We start from the raw sequence: 14,210 nt of genomic DNA, 5'->3' as shown, positions 1-14,210 counted from the left end.
CTCGTCCTGGGGCTGAGATCGATGACTTTGAACTGCCTGCATCCTTTCCGGGTGCGGGTATGGCCGGGAGGTCTCGATGACCCAACTGACATCAGTTCACGCCACCGCATCGCAGCCGCTCGACGGCCCTTCCATCGCTCCACGGCGCGTGGTCCGTCTTCTGATCGGCGCCACCGTCGAGGAAATTGAACGTGAACTTGTGCTGCAAACGCTGGCGCGCTGCGACGGGAATCGCACCCACGCCGCCCGTGTGCTCGGTGTTTCTGTGCGCACCTTGCGCAACAAGATCCGGCAATATTCGGCGGACGGCGCCGAGGTAGCCGCGCATCACTAGCAGATGAAATCCCCGCCGCGCGGTTTACCGTTTGATGGACCATCGAGATCGGGTTACGGTTCCCGTCAGGGGAACCGGGTATGACTCAACTTTTCCGAAAAATGTTTTTTGCATGCGCAGGCATGACGCTGATCGCCGCATCGTCCGCGCACGCCGCCGGCACGCCGGAGCAGCGCCGGGCCTGCCGCAAAGACGCGATGAAGCTGTGCCGGGAGTTTGTTCCCGACGTTCCGAAAATCACGGCCTGCATGGAAGCGCACAAGGCGCAGCTCACTCCGCTGTGCCGCCAACAGTTCAAGTAGCGCAGCGTCACGCTGCGAGGCCCCGCATGCATATTCCCACCACGCTCGAACAGGCTCGCAGCACCCTCGCCATCATGCTGGGCGTCGCCGCCGCCGAAGGTTCGCCGAGCGACGCGGACAAGGAGTGCATCGCCGCGGCGACGCATTACGTTTTCCGTCTTGAGGAGCAGTTCGGCCTCGCGGGACTGACGCCGCTCAGCCCCTATCGCCTGAGCACCCTCGCCGCCGATCCCGATGTCGCGCGGCAGGCGGCGAGTTTCGCCGCCGTCATGGCCTTCGTCGGCGGTACGCTCAACTCCGCCAAGCTGAGCGCGGTGGTGAAGCTCGCCGACGCTCTCAATGTCAAAGACGACTTCGTTCATGACCTCGCCCGGCTGGCGCTGGGCGACCTGCACGAGGCAAAAGCCAACATGATCCGGGCCAATCTGGAGAGCATCACCGGCAGGGCGTGGGCCACCGACGACATGGGACCGTGGCTGCAACCTTACGACGCCGAGCCGGATCCCGCGCTGACGACACGGTTTCAGGCGCTGGAGCGGCTGCCGGACAATACGTTCGGTTACGCCTTCGCCGAATTCTACCGGCACAACAGTTACGTCTATCCCGGCGAACCCGGTGCGCTCAATTTCGAGTTCGCCGTGCCACATGATTCCGTCCACGTGCTGGCCGGCTACGACACCTCGCCGCGCGGTGAACTGCTGACCTCTACGCTCACGGCGACCATGCATCGCAGCCACGCCATGTCCGGCCATGTGCTGCCGGTGATCCTGAGCTGGCACCTCGGCATTCCGCTCAACGATGTCGCGGGCGCGGCGCACGGAGCGTTCGATCCGGACGAGTTCTTCTACGCCTGGGCGCGGGGCGAAGACACCGTGGCCGACGTGTTTGCGCCCGACTGGAATTTCTGGTGGTCGGCGATCCAGCCGATCGAGGCGGTGCGCAACATGGTCGGCCTCTCTGTTCCCCCATGAACCAGCTCACCCGCTCCAACATCGTCGCAGCGCTGCTGGCCTTCAACGGCGGCTTCGTCGATACAACGGGCTTTCTCGGACTCAATGGACTCTTCACCGCGCATGTCACCGGCAACTTCGTCACACTGGGTCACGCGCTGGTCAGCGGCAGCCACGGCATCCTCGGCAAGATTCTGGCGCTGCCGGAATTCATTGCGGTGATTGCGCTGGCGCGGCTGGCCGGCATCGCACTGCGAGCCCGCAAGCTGCCCGACCGGCCGATCCTGCTGACGATCAAGGTTCTGTTTCTTGCGGCCTTCTTCGGGCTCGCGGTCGGCTTCGGCCCGTTTCCGGATGCAAGTACGCCCGCGGCGCTGCTGACGGGCTTTGCCGGCATCGCCGCGATGGCGATGCAGAACGCGGTGCAGCGCGTCCACATGTCCAGCATGCCGCCGTCCACCATGATGACCGGCTCCACCGTGCAAGCGACCATCGATGCGGTCGATCTCATGACCGGCACCACGCCGGAGCTGACCGCGCCGGTGCGCTTCCGCTTCAGCCGCCTCGCCCTCACTATCTCGTCCTTCGCCGTCGGCTGCGCTGTGTCCGCCGTACTATATATGCATGTCGGATTCTGGTGCCTGGCGCTCGCGGTCGTCGTCGGCGCTCTGGCGTCGGTGATCCCAACCGGCGACAAGGCGCCTGCATAAGACGCTTGCGCGCCACCCGCCCCGGTTGCAGAATAATTGCGGGCTGGGGATTGTCTCGTGTGTCGTGTTGCGTTCGTCGTAATGGCCATGGTGCTGGGCGCGTGCGCCGCGCGCGACCCTTACGTGTCCAGCGGCGGCACGCGGCAATCGGGCAATTGGCAGATCGAGCAGCAGGCCGATCGCATTACCGGCGTTCCGACGCCATACGCGATGGTGGTCGCCCCCGAAAGTTCAAACTCCTACGCGGAGAAGGCCGCTCCCGCCGGCCTGCATCTCACCTGCTTCGACGGCAAGCCGCTGGTTCGCTTCGCATTCGACTTCAAGGTCGGCTCCGAGACGAATTCGGCTCTCGGCTATCGCTTCGATGACAAGCCGGGCCACGACAACGTCAACGTGCGCTTTCTTCAGTTGTACAAAACCGTCGTGATCGAAGACCGTGCGGAGGTGATCCGCTTCGCCAGCGAACTGGCCGGATCGCGTACGCTCGTTGTGCGCATCCGCTCCATCAATGCCGGCCGCACCGTCGCGGAATTTCCTGTCGACGGTGCAGGCGCCGCCATCGAAGCGGGCTTCGCGGGCTGTTCGCTGACCGAGCCACAGCCGGCGGAGAAGAAGCGCGGCGCGAAGGCGTGATGTTGCTGCACGCGCGATGCTGCGCCGCATCGTGCCTCAACTATGCGCAGCGGAACGTGTTGCCTCGTGCGGGTTTGTCTGGACGCTTCCGCGAGTCTCCCCGAGACTCATCCGCGATTCTTGATGGCGGAGGATCGCATGAGGTGGCCCGCACGTGTTGCCCTGATCGTCCCGCTGATCCTGTTTGCCGCGACGGCCTTCGCGGTGGATCGCGGACAATATGCCGACGTTCCCGAACACATCCGCAAATGGTTCAAGGACGCCCGCAGTCCCGCCGGCGTGCCATGCTGCGACGTGTCGGATGGCTATCGCACCGAGTACGAGGTGCGCGGCGGCGCCTACTGGGTGCCGATCGACGGCGTGTGGCGCGAGGTGCCGGACAAAGCGGTGATCCGCACCGGCGGCAATCCGACCGGCGGCGCAGTGGTTTGGTACATGACGTATCAGGACAACCTGATGATCACCTGCTTCGTGCCGGCCGACGCGTCGTAAGCCGCGACGCCAGTTCGCACATCATCTCGGCGGCAGCCGCTCGAACGCGAGCATGCCGTCAGGAATGTGGTGAAACGCCTGCTTGTCGACGGTAAAGACCGCCATCTGCGGGCTGCCGAACAGATTTGGATCGTCCAGTGTCCCGACCTTCAGGATTACCGCCGGCAGCTTCGGCCGCCGCGTAACGATATGCGTGCCGCAGTCAGCGCAGAATTCCCGGGTCACCGCGCCTTCAAGATCGCTGCGGGTAAACTGCTTCGGCGTGCCCTTGCTGTAGCTGAATCCCTTCAGCGGCATCAGCAGAAACATGTTCGGCGAACCGCCGGAGATATACTGGCACTCGCGGCAATGGCACTGCGCCTTCATCATCGGCTCGCCCTCGGCCACATAGCGCAGTGCGCCGCAGTAGCATCCGCCTTCGAGCTTCATCGCGTTCTCCCCGTCATGCTTTTTATTGTCGCGGCCAGCTTCGCCGAGCGCGCCGCAAAATGAAAGACCCGGGCGGCACATCTGTGCGGCCCGGGCCGGTTCATTCGTCCACGTCAGCAACAGGCGCCATTCAGTGCCCGCCGCCCTCCGGCGGATTGTCGTCGCCGATATGGCCGACATGCTTCTGCTCGTACAGCTGCAGGCCGATACGTTCGACGAGATCGATCTGGGTTTCGAGGAAATCGATGTGATGTTCCTCGTCCTTCATGATGCTCTCGAACAGGTCGCGCGAGACGTAGTCCTTGACGCCATGGCAGTAGGTCGCCGCTTCCTGATACAGCGCCCGCGCGCCGTTCTCGGCGGCGAGATCGCATTCCAGGATCTCCTTGACGTTCTGGCCGATCCGCAACGGGTCGAGCACCTGCATGTTGGGGAAGCCGTCCAGGAACAGGATGCGGTCGGTGAAGCGATCGGCGTGGTTCATCTCCTCGATGGATTCCTTGCGCCACTGCTTGGCCATGTCCTTCAGGCCCCAGTGGTTCAGCAAACGGAAATGCAGCCAGTACTGATTGATCGCCGTCAGTTCGCTACGCAGGCCCTTGTTGAGATATTCGATGACCTTCGGGTCGCCCTTCATCTTGCACTCCATCCTGGAGCCGTCTGGAGACGGCCAAATCCAATTTAGAAACGTTCTAAATCAGATCGCATGCAAGTACAACCCTGTCCCGACGGTTTGGGCAGAAGATGCAGAATAGCGAACCAGGAAAACGTTTAGCAGGCGGCCTGAGCCAGCAGGACGACCGTCTGCTCGACCTCTACAACCTCGACGACCTGTTCAAGCTCGGTGCCCGCAGCATCCTGTTCGCCGTGGGGGCATCCGGAACAGCAGGCCTGGGCACAGGTGCCCAGCGCTTCGTCCATGATCTTCTTGATGGTCCGGGCGCACCGCCCGCATTCGGCGCTGCAACCGAGACACCCATAGACCTGCGCCGCCGTGCGCGGAAAACTCGCCGACTTCGTCACGACGTGACGAACATCGTGGTCGGTCAGGACGTTGCAGGAACAAACAATCATGGGAATGCTTGGCGGACCCGTGTGGACGTTGCTCAAGAGGTAGGGGAGCCGGGCCGCGGATGCAAAAGGAAAACAGCCAATTTGAAGCTATTCCAAACTGGCTTCGTCAGCAGTATCAACAGCTTAGAATCGATCTAAACTTGATATGAATCAGGATGGAATTAGAGACATCAGGAACAGGAGCACCACATATGGCGCATTGGACCTGACAATCTCGGCACCATCTACGCAGCGCCCACGCTCAAACCTGTGGGCACCGGACTCCCGGGTCGCGTTCCGCGCAACCGAGCCTCTCCGATGTAATCCACGAGCAGACCGGGCAAGGTACGCCCGAAACCCACAAGCAGATCGAGGCGCGTTTCAGGACGCAGCTCTGACTCCCAACAAACTTTCAACGAAGGTCCTCACATGGAAAAGCTGTTGCCGCTCGCGGAGAAAATCGCCGCATCCCTCGTCGCGCGAAAGGAAACCATTGCGGTGGCGGAATCCTCCACCGGCGGATTGATCTCGGCCGCGCTGCTCGCGGTGCCCGGCGCATCGGCGTACTATCGCGGCGGCGGCGTGATCTACACGCCGCGTGCGCGCGCGGCGCTGGTGAATATCACCAAAGAAGAGATGGAGGCGATCGGCAACCGCGGCGCGACCGAGCCGTACGCGACGCTGCTCGCGAACCGCGCGCGCGAACTTCTCAACACCACCTGGGGACTGAGCGAAACCGGCGCGAGTGGCCCGGCCGGCAATCGCTACGGCGATGCCGCCGGACATTCGTGCATGGCGGTGGCGGGACCGCGCGCAGTGACCATCACGTTGGAAACCGGCAGCAGCGACCGCATCGCGAACATGCGCGCATTTTCGCTGCGCGCGCTCGAGCTGTTTGCCGAGACAATCGACTCAAACGGCTGAATTAAATTTCGTAAAACAGCCCTCGCGCGAATTATTCAGCAAATCCGGGCTGATTCCGAACTTCTAAAATCGTTCAGCTTCATGAACACGCTTCACCTTTCGTGAGCGAGTGTTACACGCGCGAAAAAAATTCAATGATTTCCGGAACAAACCCGCAGGAGAAACCTTAACAAGAAGTGAGTATCCACTTTCGGAGATAATTAACCCAACGCATCGCATTTTCGTCACATATGGCACCTACGCCGTGCCCGTCCATCCACACGTATGAAGTGAGAAAAATGCGAAAATTGCCAATCGCGATTGCATCTGTTGTTGCCGTTTTGGCAATTGCCGCAAGTGCTCCCGTCTCCGCTCAGGATGCGATGTCGTTCAGTGCTGAAGTCGCCGCCCCGCAACCGAAGAAAGTCTCGATGTTCCAGTCGGCGATGAGCGAAGTCGCCATCATGCGCTATCGCGCCGCGCTGAAGCTGAAAGCCGAGCAGATGAAATACTGGCCGGCTGTCGCCAGTGCGTTGCGCGTTCTCGCACGCGAACCGCAGGTCAACGAAGCCGCCGTCCGCCGCTTCGCGCCCGCCGCTTCCGCGCTGTTCGCAAGCCTCGACGAAGACCAGAAGCGCACCGCCATGAGCCTCGTGCAGCGCGCCGGTCTTCAGCAGTACGCTTCGCTGTTCTAAATCGACGCAGCCCGCGAACTTTCACGCGGCATCAGAAATCAGAAACGGCGCTTCGCATATGCGGGGCGCCGTTTTCGTTTTGCTCAACGATATCTCCATCGTGGCCTGCCATTTCCGATCATGGCCGAAATCCGGCGGCGTCGTTCAGTTCCCGTTCAATGCAAAGCTGCAACTTTTACCATCGCGATCCGTTATCTCGGGTCAACGCAACGACGAAAGGTAAGGCCATGAAAAAGATCGTTCTGGCGGTTGCCACGGCCGCCACCCTTGCAGTTACCGCCATCGCCGCCCCGGCCCCGGCCGAAGCGCGCGGCGGACGTGTCGCGGCCGGTGTCGGTCTGGGCCTGCTCGGCGGCGCCATCGCGGGTGCCGCGATTGCCAACAGCGGCGGCTACTACGGTCCTGGCTATGGCTATTACGGCGGCCCGGCCTATTACGCCGGCGGCCCCTGTTACTGGCAGCGTGAGCGCTTCTGGGACGGCTACGGCTGGCGGGTGCGGCGGGTGCAGGTCTGTAACTGACCTGGCGGCGCCTGAGCCGGCCATTTTTTAGCCGCGGCAGGCTGGGAGAAATTCGCGCTCCGGATGGGCAAAAAGCCCCGTCCGGAGCGTTTTTTTAAGGTTCAGCCGACAGAATCCCCGATATAATACCGTCGGGACAAACATCAGGCAGCGGCGCGGGATGACGCCGACGCTTGGAGAACAGGTGCAATCCGGATAAGTGGTGTTCCGTTATTGGACCTTTGCAGACCAATCGCCTTGCGCCGGGCTCTGGCGTGATCTGAGGAGAGACAAACATGAAGAGAGTTCTTTCGGCGGTCCTCGCGGTCGCAACGATCGCCGGTTCGCTTGCAATCGCGGCGCCTTCCGCCAGCGCACGTGATCGTGGCGGCGCAATCGCGGCCGGCGTTGGCCTCGGCATTCTCGGCGGCGCCATCGCGGGTGCCGCAATCGCCAACAGCGCGCCGGCTCCGGCTTACGGCTACGGCCCCGGCCCGGTGTATGTCGAAGAGCCCGCCTGCCGCCTCGTGCGCGAGCGCTTCTGGGACGGCTACGGCTGGCGCGTCCGCCGCGTTCAGGTTTGCGATTGATCTGAACTGCGCTCGCGGCGTTTCGCGAGACACGAATTTGAAAACCCGGCCTCGCGGCCGGGTTTTTGGTTTTGCGGTATGCATAAGAAATCTGACGACACACATGACATATGGTCGTCCCGGCGAAGGCCGGGACCCATCAGCCCTGTCGAAGCGTTTTGCAAAGAAGTGTTCAACCCATTTGCATAACTCGATGAACCGGTGGTTATGGGTCCCGGCCTTCGCCGGGACGACGCGGAGAAAGTCCGCAGGCCCTCACCGGCCCGCGCTCATCGCACGCAACACGTCGGCGCTCGGCCAGCAATCGACCTTCAGTCCTGCCTGCTTCTGATACGCGCCGAGCGCTGCGCGCGTCTGCATTCCGGCCTTGCCGTCGAGTTTCGAACTATAGAGTCCAAGCCGCGTGAGGTGTTGCTGCATCGCCTCGACATCCGCGCTGCGCAGTTGTGTTGAGGCCGACCACGGCGTCGCGAACGGCTGGCCGTTCATCATGCGGTCGGCGAGATGGCCGACGAAGAGCACGTAGAGATCGGAGAAATTGTATTCCTTGATGACGAAGTAGTTCTTCGTGGTCAGAAATGACGGCCCGTAGATTCCCTCCGGCTGCAGCAGCGACGCGCTCTGCGCCAGTTCTGCTGCAGAGAGCCGCTGCCCGCGCACCGGCACGAACCCCTCGCGCAACCATTCAGAGATCGGCCTGGTCACTTCCGGAACGCCCTGCGTGCAATCGGCGTTGCGCGGCGCGCGCACCTCATAGGCCCAGCGCAGTCCCGCCTGCCAGCCCTTGTTCTTCAACTGCTGCGCCGCGGAGGCCAGCGCATCCGGCACCGAGGTCCAGATGTTGATGTGACCGTCGCCGTCGAAATCGACACCGTGCTTGTGCAGTTCCGACGGCAGGAATTGCGTCAGGCCCGTCGCGCCGCCCCATGACGTGCGCAGGGTCTTGCGCGTCACGTCGCCGCTCTGGATGAGTTTCAGCGCCTCGATGAATTCGCCGCGGTACTGATCCTTGCGCCGGCCGACATAGGCCTGCGTCGCCAGCACGCGCAGACCGTCATACGGCAAGGTGTGACGGCCGTAGTCGGTCTCGCGGCCCCAGATCGCCAGAATGATATTGCCCGGTACGCCGAAGCGCTGCTCGATCGCCGCCAGCGTCGCGCGCTGCTGGATCATCAGCCGCTGCCCCTCGGCGGCCAACCGCGCGATGGACGCTTCCTTCACGTAATCGGCGGGCACCTGCACGAATTCGGCCTGCGACGGCGCGCCGGTCGAGGGACGCCCGGGCAGCAGCAGATCCGGCAGCTTGTAATCCGGCTCCAGCCCGCGCGTTTCCTGATCGAACACCGCGCGGGAAACTCCGGCTTTCTGCGCCTCCGGCCACAGCGAGGCGATGAACTGCGTGAAGCTCGCATCGGCGGCGAAAGCGCGCGGCAGCGCAAACAGCAGGACAGCGCTCGTCAGGGCGATAGCCAGCACGCCGCGCACGGCAGCTGTCAAATTGATATGGGACATCATCATTGCGGGCGAAGCGAAGCAATCCAGTCCCGATTTGGCAAGGGTGAATTCCTTCGCTGCGAAGGTGCCGCGCAATGAAGGGGTTCACCTAGTGCGCGCCGTGGCCATTCTTGCTGACCGCGATGCGCGCGGTATCGGCATCGTTGGACAACTTGTCGACCCAGGCAATCCCGATCGCCGACAGGATGAACATGCCGTGGATGATGGTCTGCCACATCACGCCGCTCTCGGTGTAGTTGGTGGTGCGGCCCGCTCCGCCGAGATTACCGGCCTCGATGAAGGTGCGCAGCAGGTGGATCGATGAGATGCCGATGATCGCCATCGCCAGCTTGATCTTCAGCACGCTGGCGTTGACATGGCTAAGCCATTCCGGCTCGTCCGGATGGCCCTGCAAATTCAACCGCGATACGAAAGTCTCGTAGCCGCCGACGATCACCATCACGAGCAGGTTTGAAATCATCACCACGTCGATCAGTCCGAGCACCACCAGCATGATCTGCTGTTCGGAGAAATCGAACGAGTGCGAGATCAGATGCCAGAGCTCTTTGAGAAAGAGAATGACATAGACGCCCTGGGCAACGATCAGCCCGACATACAGAGGGAGTTGCAGCCAGCGGGACCCGAAGATCAGCATCGGGATCGGGCGCAGCGCCATATCGGCGCGCGACGGCAGCAACGGGGTTTCGGGCGTCATAGACATGGTGATGAAAGCTCCAGCGAGGGATCAGCGACCCGTTATGAATTGGAGATCATGGCCGATTCTGTCGAGCGGCGCTGCAGCGGCGTTTAACCGCAGCGATTCTTTCGATTCGACATCATTGTGTCAGGTTCGTCGGGGGCAGCCCGCCTCACTTCACCGCCACGACGAACAGCCGCGGAAACCGCAGCAGCACCTTGCCGTCGGCCTGCGGCAGATAGCTCGCGGCGATGCGCGCCTTGTAGATTTCGAGGAAGTCCTTGCGCTCGGGAATTTCCAGCGGATCGAGGAACGGCCGCAGGCCCGTCCCCTTGACCCATTCGACGATGGCCGGCGCGTCGTCGAGCACATGGTTGTAGACCGTGTGCCAGATGTCGATGCGGCTGCACAGCGGCCGCAGCGCATCGTAATAGACGCCCGGCTTCGGCAAATTGTCCCGCGCCTCCAGCACATGCGCGAGTTGCGTGTGAAACTGCGGCAGACGCGCAACCTCGCGCATCAGCACATGCGACGGCTCGTCCATATTGTCCGGCATCTGCACCGCCAGCGCGCCGCCGTCCGGCAGCGCCATGGCAAGCCGCATCAACTGCTTGAGATGCTTCGGCACCCATTGAAAGATCGCGTTGGCGAACAGCACGTCGGCGCCGTCCGGCGGCGACCAGTGCGCGATATTGGCCTCAACGAAGGTGGCCTGCGGCAGACGCTCGCGCGCCTGGCGCAACATATCGGCGGAGGTGTCGATGCCGGTGATTTTCGCCTGCGGCCAGCGCAGCGCCAGAAGCTCGGTCGAATTTCCGGGACCGCAGCCGATATCGATCACATGCCGCGGCTCTGCAACCGGAACTTGCGCCAGCAGATCGCGCGCCGCCCGCGTCCGCTCGTCCTCGAATTTCAGGTATTGCTGCGCATCCCAATCGGCCATGCCGCTATTTACGACATGGCCGATGGTTTTGGGTCAGAAAATTTTTCGCTTCAGAAGATTTTATCGGTTGGCAGGCCGAGCGCCATGGCGCCGGCATATTCGGCCTGCGGTCCCGACTGCAACGGGTGATAGCGCGCCGCCTGAATATCGCGGAACCGCCGCTCCAGCCCTTGTGCCCGGTAGAATCCGGCGCCGCCCGCCGCTTCCATCGCCAATTCCACCGTCCGGATGGCGCTGCGTTCGACCAGATGGCGCCCGATCATCACCTCGTTGACGCTTTCGGCCGAAGGCGTGCCGCTTGCGACAGTCGCGAGCATGCCGTTGCGGGCCAGTTGCGCCGCGCGCAGCGACGTCTCCATCTGCCCGACCAGCGACAGCACGTTGCGGTCGGCATGGCGCTTCTTCGCGAGCGCGACGGCGATGTCGCGCGCACTCTCGGCGATCCCCAGATAGACTGAATAGACCAGCGGAAACGCCAGCGTGGCGATGATCTGGAAAACCGGATGCCACTGCCCCGCCTTGCGCGTCACCGACACCGCCGCGTCGGGGACCACATGCCCCTCGATCAGCACGTCGTGCGATCCGGTGCCGCGCATGCCGAGCGTGCGCCAGTTGTCCATCACCTTCACATGCGGCGAGTTCATCGGCAGGCCGAAGTGAATGACCATCGGTCCCTCCTCGCTGTCCCACACCGCCGATGTCATCAGCAGGTTGCCCAAGGGCGCTCCCGAGGTGAACACCTTGCGCGCATTGATGCGATAGCCGCCCTCGACCTTCTCGGCCTTGCCCGATCCGGTGATCCAGTCCGACCCTCCGCTGGAGAGCAGGATGATCCGCTCGGTGGCGATCCGCTTCAACAACGGCTCGGCGCCGGCGAATTTCTGATGCGTCCAGCGCCATGCCGGAATCGCGACCTGATGAGTATGCATGGAGAACGCCAGCGCGGTCGATCCGCAATAGCGGCCCAGCACGCGCAGCATCTCGGCAAGCTCTGCATGGGATGCGCCGCCGCCGCCGAGTTCGCGCGGCACGCCGGCCTCGACCAGTCCGGCTTCTTTCAGCGCCTTGATGTTGTCGGCGACGAAGAGGTCCTCGTCCCGAACGTCCGCCGCCGCGAAGCGCCGGCCCAGTTCATCGGCAATCTGAACCGGATTGAAGTCCTTGGTGGATGTGATCGGTTGTACTTGAGCCATGTAAGCCTCCTCCTGTGAGACGTGACGCCCCATCATTGCGAACTTACGGCTGGTCTCTAGTCCTGCATCTGGACTGGTGTCCGAAATCCGAACCGAGCGGATTTGCAAAACCACCGTACCAGGCGCGGCAATCTGGCACGCCTTCACGCACCCGTTAAGTCCAAGAAATGGACTGGACACCCGAGGGGGCGAGTCCTAGCGTTATCAACCTCAACAGAAATAGCCGGAGGTCTCACGTGGAAGGCAGCTTCGGCCAGTTTTGCCCCGTGGCCATGGGTGCGGAAATTTTCTGTGCGCGCTGGACACCGCTGGTGCTGCGCGAGCTGCTCTGCGGCAGCACGAAGTTCAACGATATCCGGCGCGGCGTGCCGCGCATGTCGCCGACGCTGCTGTCCAAGCGCCTGAAGGAACTTGAGAAGGCCGGGATCATCGCCCGCGGCCCCGGCAAGACTGACTATATGCTCACGCCAGCCGGCGAAGACCTGCGCTCGGTGGTGATGTCGCTCGGAAGCTGGGGACAGCGCTGGGTGGATTCCAAGCTGTCGCTGCGCAATCTCGATCCGACGCTGCTGATGTGGGACATGCGCCGCAATCTCGATCCGAAGCCGCTGCCGCCCAGACGCTGCACGGTGTTCTTCCATTATCCCGATCTGGAAGGCCCGCGGCGATTCTGGTGGCTGGTCATCGAGAATGGTGGCGTCGATCTTTGCCTGGTCGATCCCGGGCACGAGGTCGATCTGAGGGTCAAGAGCTCGCTGCGCGTGATGACCGCGATCTGGATGGGCTACACCACGGTGAAAGCGGAGATAGAAGCCGGCCGGCTGGATGTCGACGGCGAGCCGGCGATTGCCCGCTCCTTCGACAAATGGCTGGGCTTAAGTCCGTTCGCGCGCGAGATGAAACGCGCGTGACGCGTTTCATCGTCTGGAGCGGGGCTCAGCCACCGCACTGTCCCTGCATATCGGCCGCAGCCTTTTGACGCGCGAGTTCGCCCGCCGCCGTCGCGCCGATATTCGCCGCCGCGCTGGACGCCACGCTGCCGAACGGCAGGAACCCGACCGCGCTCGACAGCACCGACGTTCCCACCGCCGTGCCCTGCGCGTTGTTCACCGCGTCCTGACAGCGCCTGGCGCGCTCCATCGCCTCCTGCTGCGGATCGGCGGCGCGCTTCGTGGCCCGCTGCTTCGCGGGCCGCGGAGCCGTCTCCTCGGCAGAAAGCACCGAACCCGGCGTGAGCAGCAGAAGCGTGAGCGCGAACGCGATGAAACGTGTGATCATGATCTGTCCCCTGTGTGGAAAGATCACTCCTTATCCGCGCGGCGCGGAGACTTCACGCAGGATCGTTTGCAGTTTTGCTGTCGGTTTCCGCGCCGCCGCTCCACACAAATCCGTGATCGCGCATGATGCGGATTTTCGTGCGCAGATATTCGTGGCCGATCGCTTCCAGCCGCTTGGTCGGCAGCAGGAATGTGCGGCGGCGGTCGTCGGGATCGGTCCGTCGCACGATCATGCCGCCGTCTTCCATGTCGTCGACATGGCGCGACACAGTAGCCTCGGTGGCGAACACCTCGAAATAGGTCGCGAGTTCCTTGTGGGTGATCGGGCGGCCCGCCAGCCAGCGATGCGCGATGATGGCGAAGATCATGTCGGCCTCAAACACGCTGCGCCACGGACGGTTCAGCACACCGGAGGCGACGACCGTGCGGCGGAAATCGGCGCGCCATTGCACATAGGCGATGTCGATGCCCAGCGCGGCGCGCTCCTGCGCATCGAGGGTGCTTTCCGAATGATCGAGCGGGAGCGGCGCGGCCGCGCTGATGTCCTTCGATGTCAGTGCCTTGTCGCCGCCCGTCATGCCGCCGTCACCCCGCGCTGTTGCCGCCGTTCCAGACAAAGCCGTTCTCGCGCATGATGCGCAGACGCGCTTGCTGGAATTCATGGCCGAGACCTTCGAGCCGCCGCGTTGGCATCAGAAACATGCGGCGGCGGTCGCCCTCATCAAGGCGGCGCTCAACGAGTCCGCCCTGCTCCATGTCGTCGATATGCCGGGAGACCGTGGCCTCGGTTGCGATCATGCCGAAGTAGGTCGCGAGCTCCTTGAGCGTGATCGGCCGCCCTTTCAGCGCGTGGTGCGCCACGATGCTGAAGATCATGTCGGCTTCGAACACGCTGCGCATCGGACGGCCGAGAACGCCGTCCTTGAAAAGCTTCTGCCGGAATTCCGACCGCCACTGGACCCAGGCAACATCCATGGCGAGGAGCGCGCGCTCCTGCGCATCCATGCTGCTGTCC

Annotated in this window: 21 protein-coding genes; 11 read left to right on the top strand and 10 right to left on the bottom strand. The window is 63.0% G+C overall.

The genetic code is table 11. The features are described 5' to 3' along the window. Nucleotides 1-76: 76 nt before the first annotated feature. The 6 genes from LVY71_RS07155 (at nucleotide 77) to LVY71_RS07130 (ending at nucleotide 3,421) form a co-directional block, all read left to right on the top strand. Nucleotides 77-334 carry a helix-turn-helix domain-containing protein gene (locus LVY71_RS07155; protein ID WP_235099114.1) on the top strand — a complete coding sequence of 86 codons (258 nt, stop codon included), beginning with the start codon at nucleotides 77-79 and terminating at the stop codon, nucleotides 332-334. A gap of 122 nt (nucleotides 335-456) precedes the next feature. Next, a complete protein-coding gene (locus tag LVY71_RS07150) occupies nucleotides 457-636 on the top strand; it encodes a hypothetical protein (RefSeq protein WP_235099113.1) in 180 nt (59 codons plus the stop codon). 26 nt (nucleotides 637-662) lie between these two features. Continuing rightward, on the top strand, nucleotides 663-1,607 hold the full coding sequence (locus LVY71_RS07145) for a hypothetical protein (protein WP_235099112.1): 945 nt from the start codon (nucleotides 663-665) through the stop codon (nucleotides 1,605-1,607). Beyond that, nucleotides 1,604-2,296 (top strand): YoaK family protein, encoded by a 693-nt coding sequence (locus LVY71_RS07140; protein ID WP_235099111.1) that lies wholly within the window; start codon nucleotides 1,604-1,606, stop codon nucleotides 2,294-2,296. Before LVY71_RS07145 ends, LVY71_RS07140 begins: the two co-directional genes overlap by 4 nt. Before the next feature lie 57 nt (nucleotides 2,297-2,353). Then, a complete protein-coding gene (locus LVY71_RS07135; RefSeq protein ID WP_235099110.1) occupies nucleotides 2,354-2,929 on the top strand; it encodes a hypothetical protein in 576 nt (191 codons plus the stop codon). Nucleotides 2,930-3,067: 138 nt separating this feature from the next. Beyond that, a complete protein-coding gene (locus tag LVY71_RS07130; protein WP_235099109.1) occupies nucleotides 3,068-3,421 on the top strand; it encodes a hypothetical protein in 354 nt (117 codons plus the stop codon). 21 nt (nucleotides 3,422-3,442) lie between these two features. On the opposite strand, the gene LVY71_RS07125 is transcribed toward LVY71_RS07130, so the two are convergent. The 3 genes from LVY71_RS07125 to LVY71_RS07115 form a co-directional block, all read right to left on the bottom strand. Beyond that, the gene (locus tag LVY71_RS07125) at nucleotides 3,443-3,850 is read right to left on the bottom strand and encodes a GFA family protein (RefSeq protein ID WP_235099108.1); all 408 of its coding nucleotides are present in this window, start codon (nucleotides 3,848-3,850) and stop codon (nucleotides 3,443-3,445) included. 130 nt (nucleotides 3,851-3,980) lie between these two features. Then, a complete protein-coding gene (gene bfr / locus LVY71_RS07120) occupies nucleotides 3,981-4,487 on the bottom strand; it encodes a bacterioferritin (RefSeq protein WP_235099107.1) in 507 nt (168 codons plus the stop codon). Nucleotides 4,488-4,621: 134 nt separating this feature from the next. Next, nucleotides 4,622-4,924: a (2Fe-2S)-binding protein gene (locus LVY71_RS07115; protein WP_235099106.1), complete on the bottom strand. Its 303-nt coding sequence runs from the start codon at nucleotides 4,922-4,924 to the stop codon at nucleotides 4,622-4,624. Between the two features lie 408 nt (nucleotides 4,925-5,332). Here LVY71_RS07115 and LVY71_RS07110 point away from each other — a divergent pair, with 408 nt between their 5' ends. From LVY71_RS07110 to LVY71_RS07095, 4 genes are all read left to right on the top strand, one after another. Then, nucleotides 5,333-5,827, top strand: coding sequence for a CinA family protein (locus tag LVY71_RS07110; protein ID WP_235099105.1), 495 nt, complete (start codon nucleotides 5,333-5,335; stop codon nucleotides 5,825-5,827). Nucleotides 5,828-6,105: 278 nt separating this feature from the next. Beyond that, the gene (locus LVY71_RS07105; RefSeq protein WP_235099104.1) at nucleotides 6,106-6,501 is read left to right on the top strand and encodes a hypothetical protein; all 396 of its coding nucleotides are present in this window, start codon (nucleotides 6,106-6,108) and stop codon (nucleotides 6,499-6,501) included. A gap of 227 nt (nucleotides 6,502-6,728) precedes the next feature. Next, complete coding sequence (locus LVY71_RS07100; protein ID WP_235099103.1) at nucleotides 6,729-7,022, top strand: hypothetical protein; 294 nt, start codon at nucleotides 6,729-6,731, stop codon at nucleotides 7,020-7,022. A 275-nt stretch (nucleotides 7,023-7,297) separates the two neighbouring features. Continuing rightward, a complete protein-coding gene (locus LVY71_RS07095) occupies nucleotides 7,298-7,591 on the top strand; it encodes a hypothetical protein (RefSeq protein ID WP_235099102.1) in 294 nt (97 codons plus the stop codon). A 255-nt stretch (nucleotides 7,592-7,846) separates the two neighbouring features. Here the strand turns inward: LVY71_RS07095 and LVY71_RS07090 are convergent, their stop codons facing one another. The 4 genes from LVY71_RS07090 to LVY71_RS07075 form a co-directional block, all read right to left on the bottom strand. After that, nucleotides 7,847-9,103, bottom strand: a complete 1,257-nt coding sequence (locus LVY71_RS07090) for a lytic murein transglycosylase (RefSeq protein WP_235099101.1) — start codon at nucleotides 9,101-9,103, stop codon at nucleotides 7,847-7,849. A 91-nt stretch (nucleotides 9,104-9,194) separates the two neighbouring features. After that, a complete protein-coding gene (locus tag LVY71_RS07085) occupies nucleotides 9,195-9,806 on the bottom strand; it encodes a TIGR00645 family protein (protein WP_235099100.1) in 612 nt (203 codons plus the stop codon). Nucleotides 9,807-9,954: 148 nt separating this feature from the next. Beyond that, complete coding sequence (tam, locus tag LVY71_RS07080; protein ID WP_235099099.1) at nucleotides 9,955-10,725, bottom strand: trans-aconitate 2-methyltransferase; 771 nt, start codon at nucleotides 10,723-10,725, stop codon at nucleotides 9,955-9,957. Nucleotides 10,726-10,775: 50 nt separating this feature from the next. Further along, nucleotides 10,776-11,918, bottom strand: coding sequence for an acyl-CoA dehydrogenase family protein (locus LVY71_RS07075; RefSeq protein WP_235099098.1), 1,143 nt, complete (start codon nucleotides 11,916-11,918; stop codon nucleotides 10,776-10,778). 272 nt (nucleotides 11,919-12,190) lie between these two features. On the opposite strand from LVY71_RS07075, the gene LVY71_RS07070 reads away from it, so the two are divergent. Continuing rightward, nucleotides 12,191-12,829 (top strand): winged helix-turn-helix transcriptional regulator, encoded by a 639-nt coding sequence (locus tag LVY71_RS07070; RefSeq protein WP_235100038.1) that lies wholly within the window; start codon nucleotides 12,191-12,193, stop codon nucleotides 12,827-12,829. A gap of 25 nt (nucleotides 12,830-12,854) precedes the next feature. Here the strand turns inward: LVY71_RS07070 and LVY71_RS07065 are convergent, their stop codons facing one another. The 3 genes from LVY71_RS07065 to LVY71_RS07055 are packed head-to-tail and all read right to left on the bottom strand — an operon-like array spanning nucleotide 12,855 to nucleotide 14,200. Then, nucleotides 12,855-13,196 carry a hypothetical protein gene (locus tag LVY71_RS07065; protein WP_235099097.1) on the bottom strand — a complete coding sequence of 114 codons (342 nt, stop codon included), beginning with the start codon at nucleotides 13,194-13,196 and terminating at the stop codon, nucleotides 12,855-12,857. Nucleotides 13,197-13,248: 52 nt separating this feature from the next. Next, complete coding sequence (locus tag LVY71_RS07060) at nucleotides 13,249-13,773, bottom strand: MarR family transcriptional regulator (RefSeq protein WP_235099096.1); 525 nt, start codon at nucleotides 13,771-13,773, stop codon at nucleotides 13,249-13,251. A gap of 7 nt (nucleotides 13,774-13,780) precedes the next feature. After that, on the bottom strand, nucleotides 13,781-14,200 hold the full coding sequence (locus tag LVY71_RS07055; protein ID WP_235099095.1) for a MarR family transcriptional regulator: 420 nt from the start codon (nucleotides 14,198-14,200) through the stop codon (nucleotides 13,781-13,783). Nucleotides 14,201-14,210: the final 10 nt, after the last annotated feature.

It is taken from the genome of Bradyrhizobium sp. G127 (genome assembly GCF_021502575.1).
Taxonomy (GTDB): domain Bacteria; phylum Pseudomonadota; class Alphaproteobacteria; order Rhizobiales; family Xanthobacteraceae; genus Afipia.
This window is presented reverse-complemented; position numbering and strand designations above follow the sequence as displayed.

Excerpts from the sequence above, each read along its gene's own strand:
- LVY71_RS07155 (WP_235099114.1), top strand. The coding sequence starts at position 77 with ATGACCCAACTGACATCAGTTCACGCCACCGCATCGCAGCCGCTCGAC.
- LVY71_RS07150 (WP_235099113.1), top strand. The coding sequence starts at position 457 with ATGACGCTGATCGCCGCATCGTCCGCGCACGCCGCCGGCACGCCGGAG.
- LVY71_RS07145 (WP_235099112.1), top strand. The coding sequence starts at position 663 with ATGCATATTCCCACCACGCTCGAACAGGCTCGCAGCACCCTCGCCATC.
- LVY71_RS07140 (WP_235099111.1), top strand. The coding sequence starts at position 1,604 with ATGAACCAGCTCACCCGCTCCAACATCGTCGCAGCGCTGCTGGCCTTC.
- LVY71_RS07130 (WP_235099109.1), top strand. The coding sequence starts at position 3,068 with ATGAGGTGGCCCGCACGTGTTGCCCTGATCGTCCCGCTGATCCTGTTT.
- LVY71_RS07125 (WP_235099108.1), bottom strand. The coding sequence starts at position 3,850 with ATGAAGCTCGAAGGCGGATGCTACTGCGGCGCACTGCGCTATGTGGCC.
- bfr (WP_235099107.1), bottom strand. The coding sequence starts at position 4,487 with ATGAAGGGCGACCCGAAGGTCATCGAATATCTCAACAAGGGCCTGCGT.
- LVY71_RS07115 (WP_235099106.1), bottom strand. The coding sequence starts at position 4,924 with ATGATTGTTTGTTCCTGCAACGTCCTGACCGACCACGATGTTCGTCAC.
- LVY71_RS07110 (WP_235099105.1), top strand. The coding sequence starts at position 5,333 with ATGGAAAAGCTGTTGCCGCTCGCGGAGAAAATCGCCGCATCCCTCGTC.
- LVY71_RS07105 (WP_235099104.1), top strand. The coding sequence starts at position 6,106 with ATGCGAAAATTGCCAATCGCGATTGCATCTGTTGTTGCCGTTTTGGCA.
- LVY71_RS07100 (WP_235099103.1), top strand. The coding sequence starts at position 6,729 with ATGAAAAAGATCGTTCTGGCGGTTGCCACGGCCGCCACCCTTGCAGTT.
- LVY71_RS07095 (WP_235099102.1), top strand. The coding sequence starts at position 7,298 with ATGAAGAGAGTTCTTTCGGCGGTCCTCGCGGTCGCAACGATCGCCGGT.
- LVY71_RS07090 (WP_235099101.1), bottom strand. The coding sequence starts at position 9,103 with ATGTCCCATATCAATTTGACAGCTGCCGTGCGCGGCGTGCTGGCTATC.
- LVY71_RS07085 (WP_235099100.1), bottom strand. The coding sequence starts at position 9,806 with ATGTCTATGACGCCCGAAACCCCGTTGCTGCCGTCGCGCGCCGATATG.
- tam (WP_235099099.1), bottom strand. The coding sequence starts at position 10,725 with ATGGCCGATTGGGATGCGCAGCAATACCTGAAATTCGAGGACGAGCGG.
- LVY71_RS07075 (WP_235099098.1), bottom strand. The coding sequence starts at position 11,918 with ATGGCTCAAGTACAACCGATCACATCCACCAAGGACTTCAATCCGGTT.
- LVY71_RS07070 (WP_235100038.1), top strand. The coding sequence starts at position 12,191 with ATGGGTGCGGAAATTTTCTGTGCGCGCTGGACACCGCTGGTGCTGCGC.
- LVY71_RS07065 (WP_235099097.1), bottom strand. The coding sequence starts at position 13,196 with ATGATCACACGTTTCATCGCGTTCGCGCTCACGCTTCTGCTGCTCACG.
- LVY71_RS07060 (WP_235099096.1), bottom strand. The coding sequence starts at position 13,773 with ATGACGGGCGGCGACAAGGCACTGACATCGAAGGACATCAGCGCGGCC.
- LVY71_RS07055 (WP_235099095.1), bottom strand. The coding sequence starts at position 14,200 with ATGGATGCGCAGGAGCGCGCGCTCCTCGCCATGGATGTTGCCTGGGTC.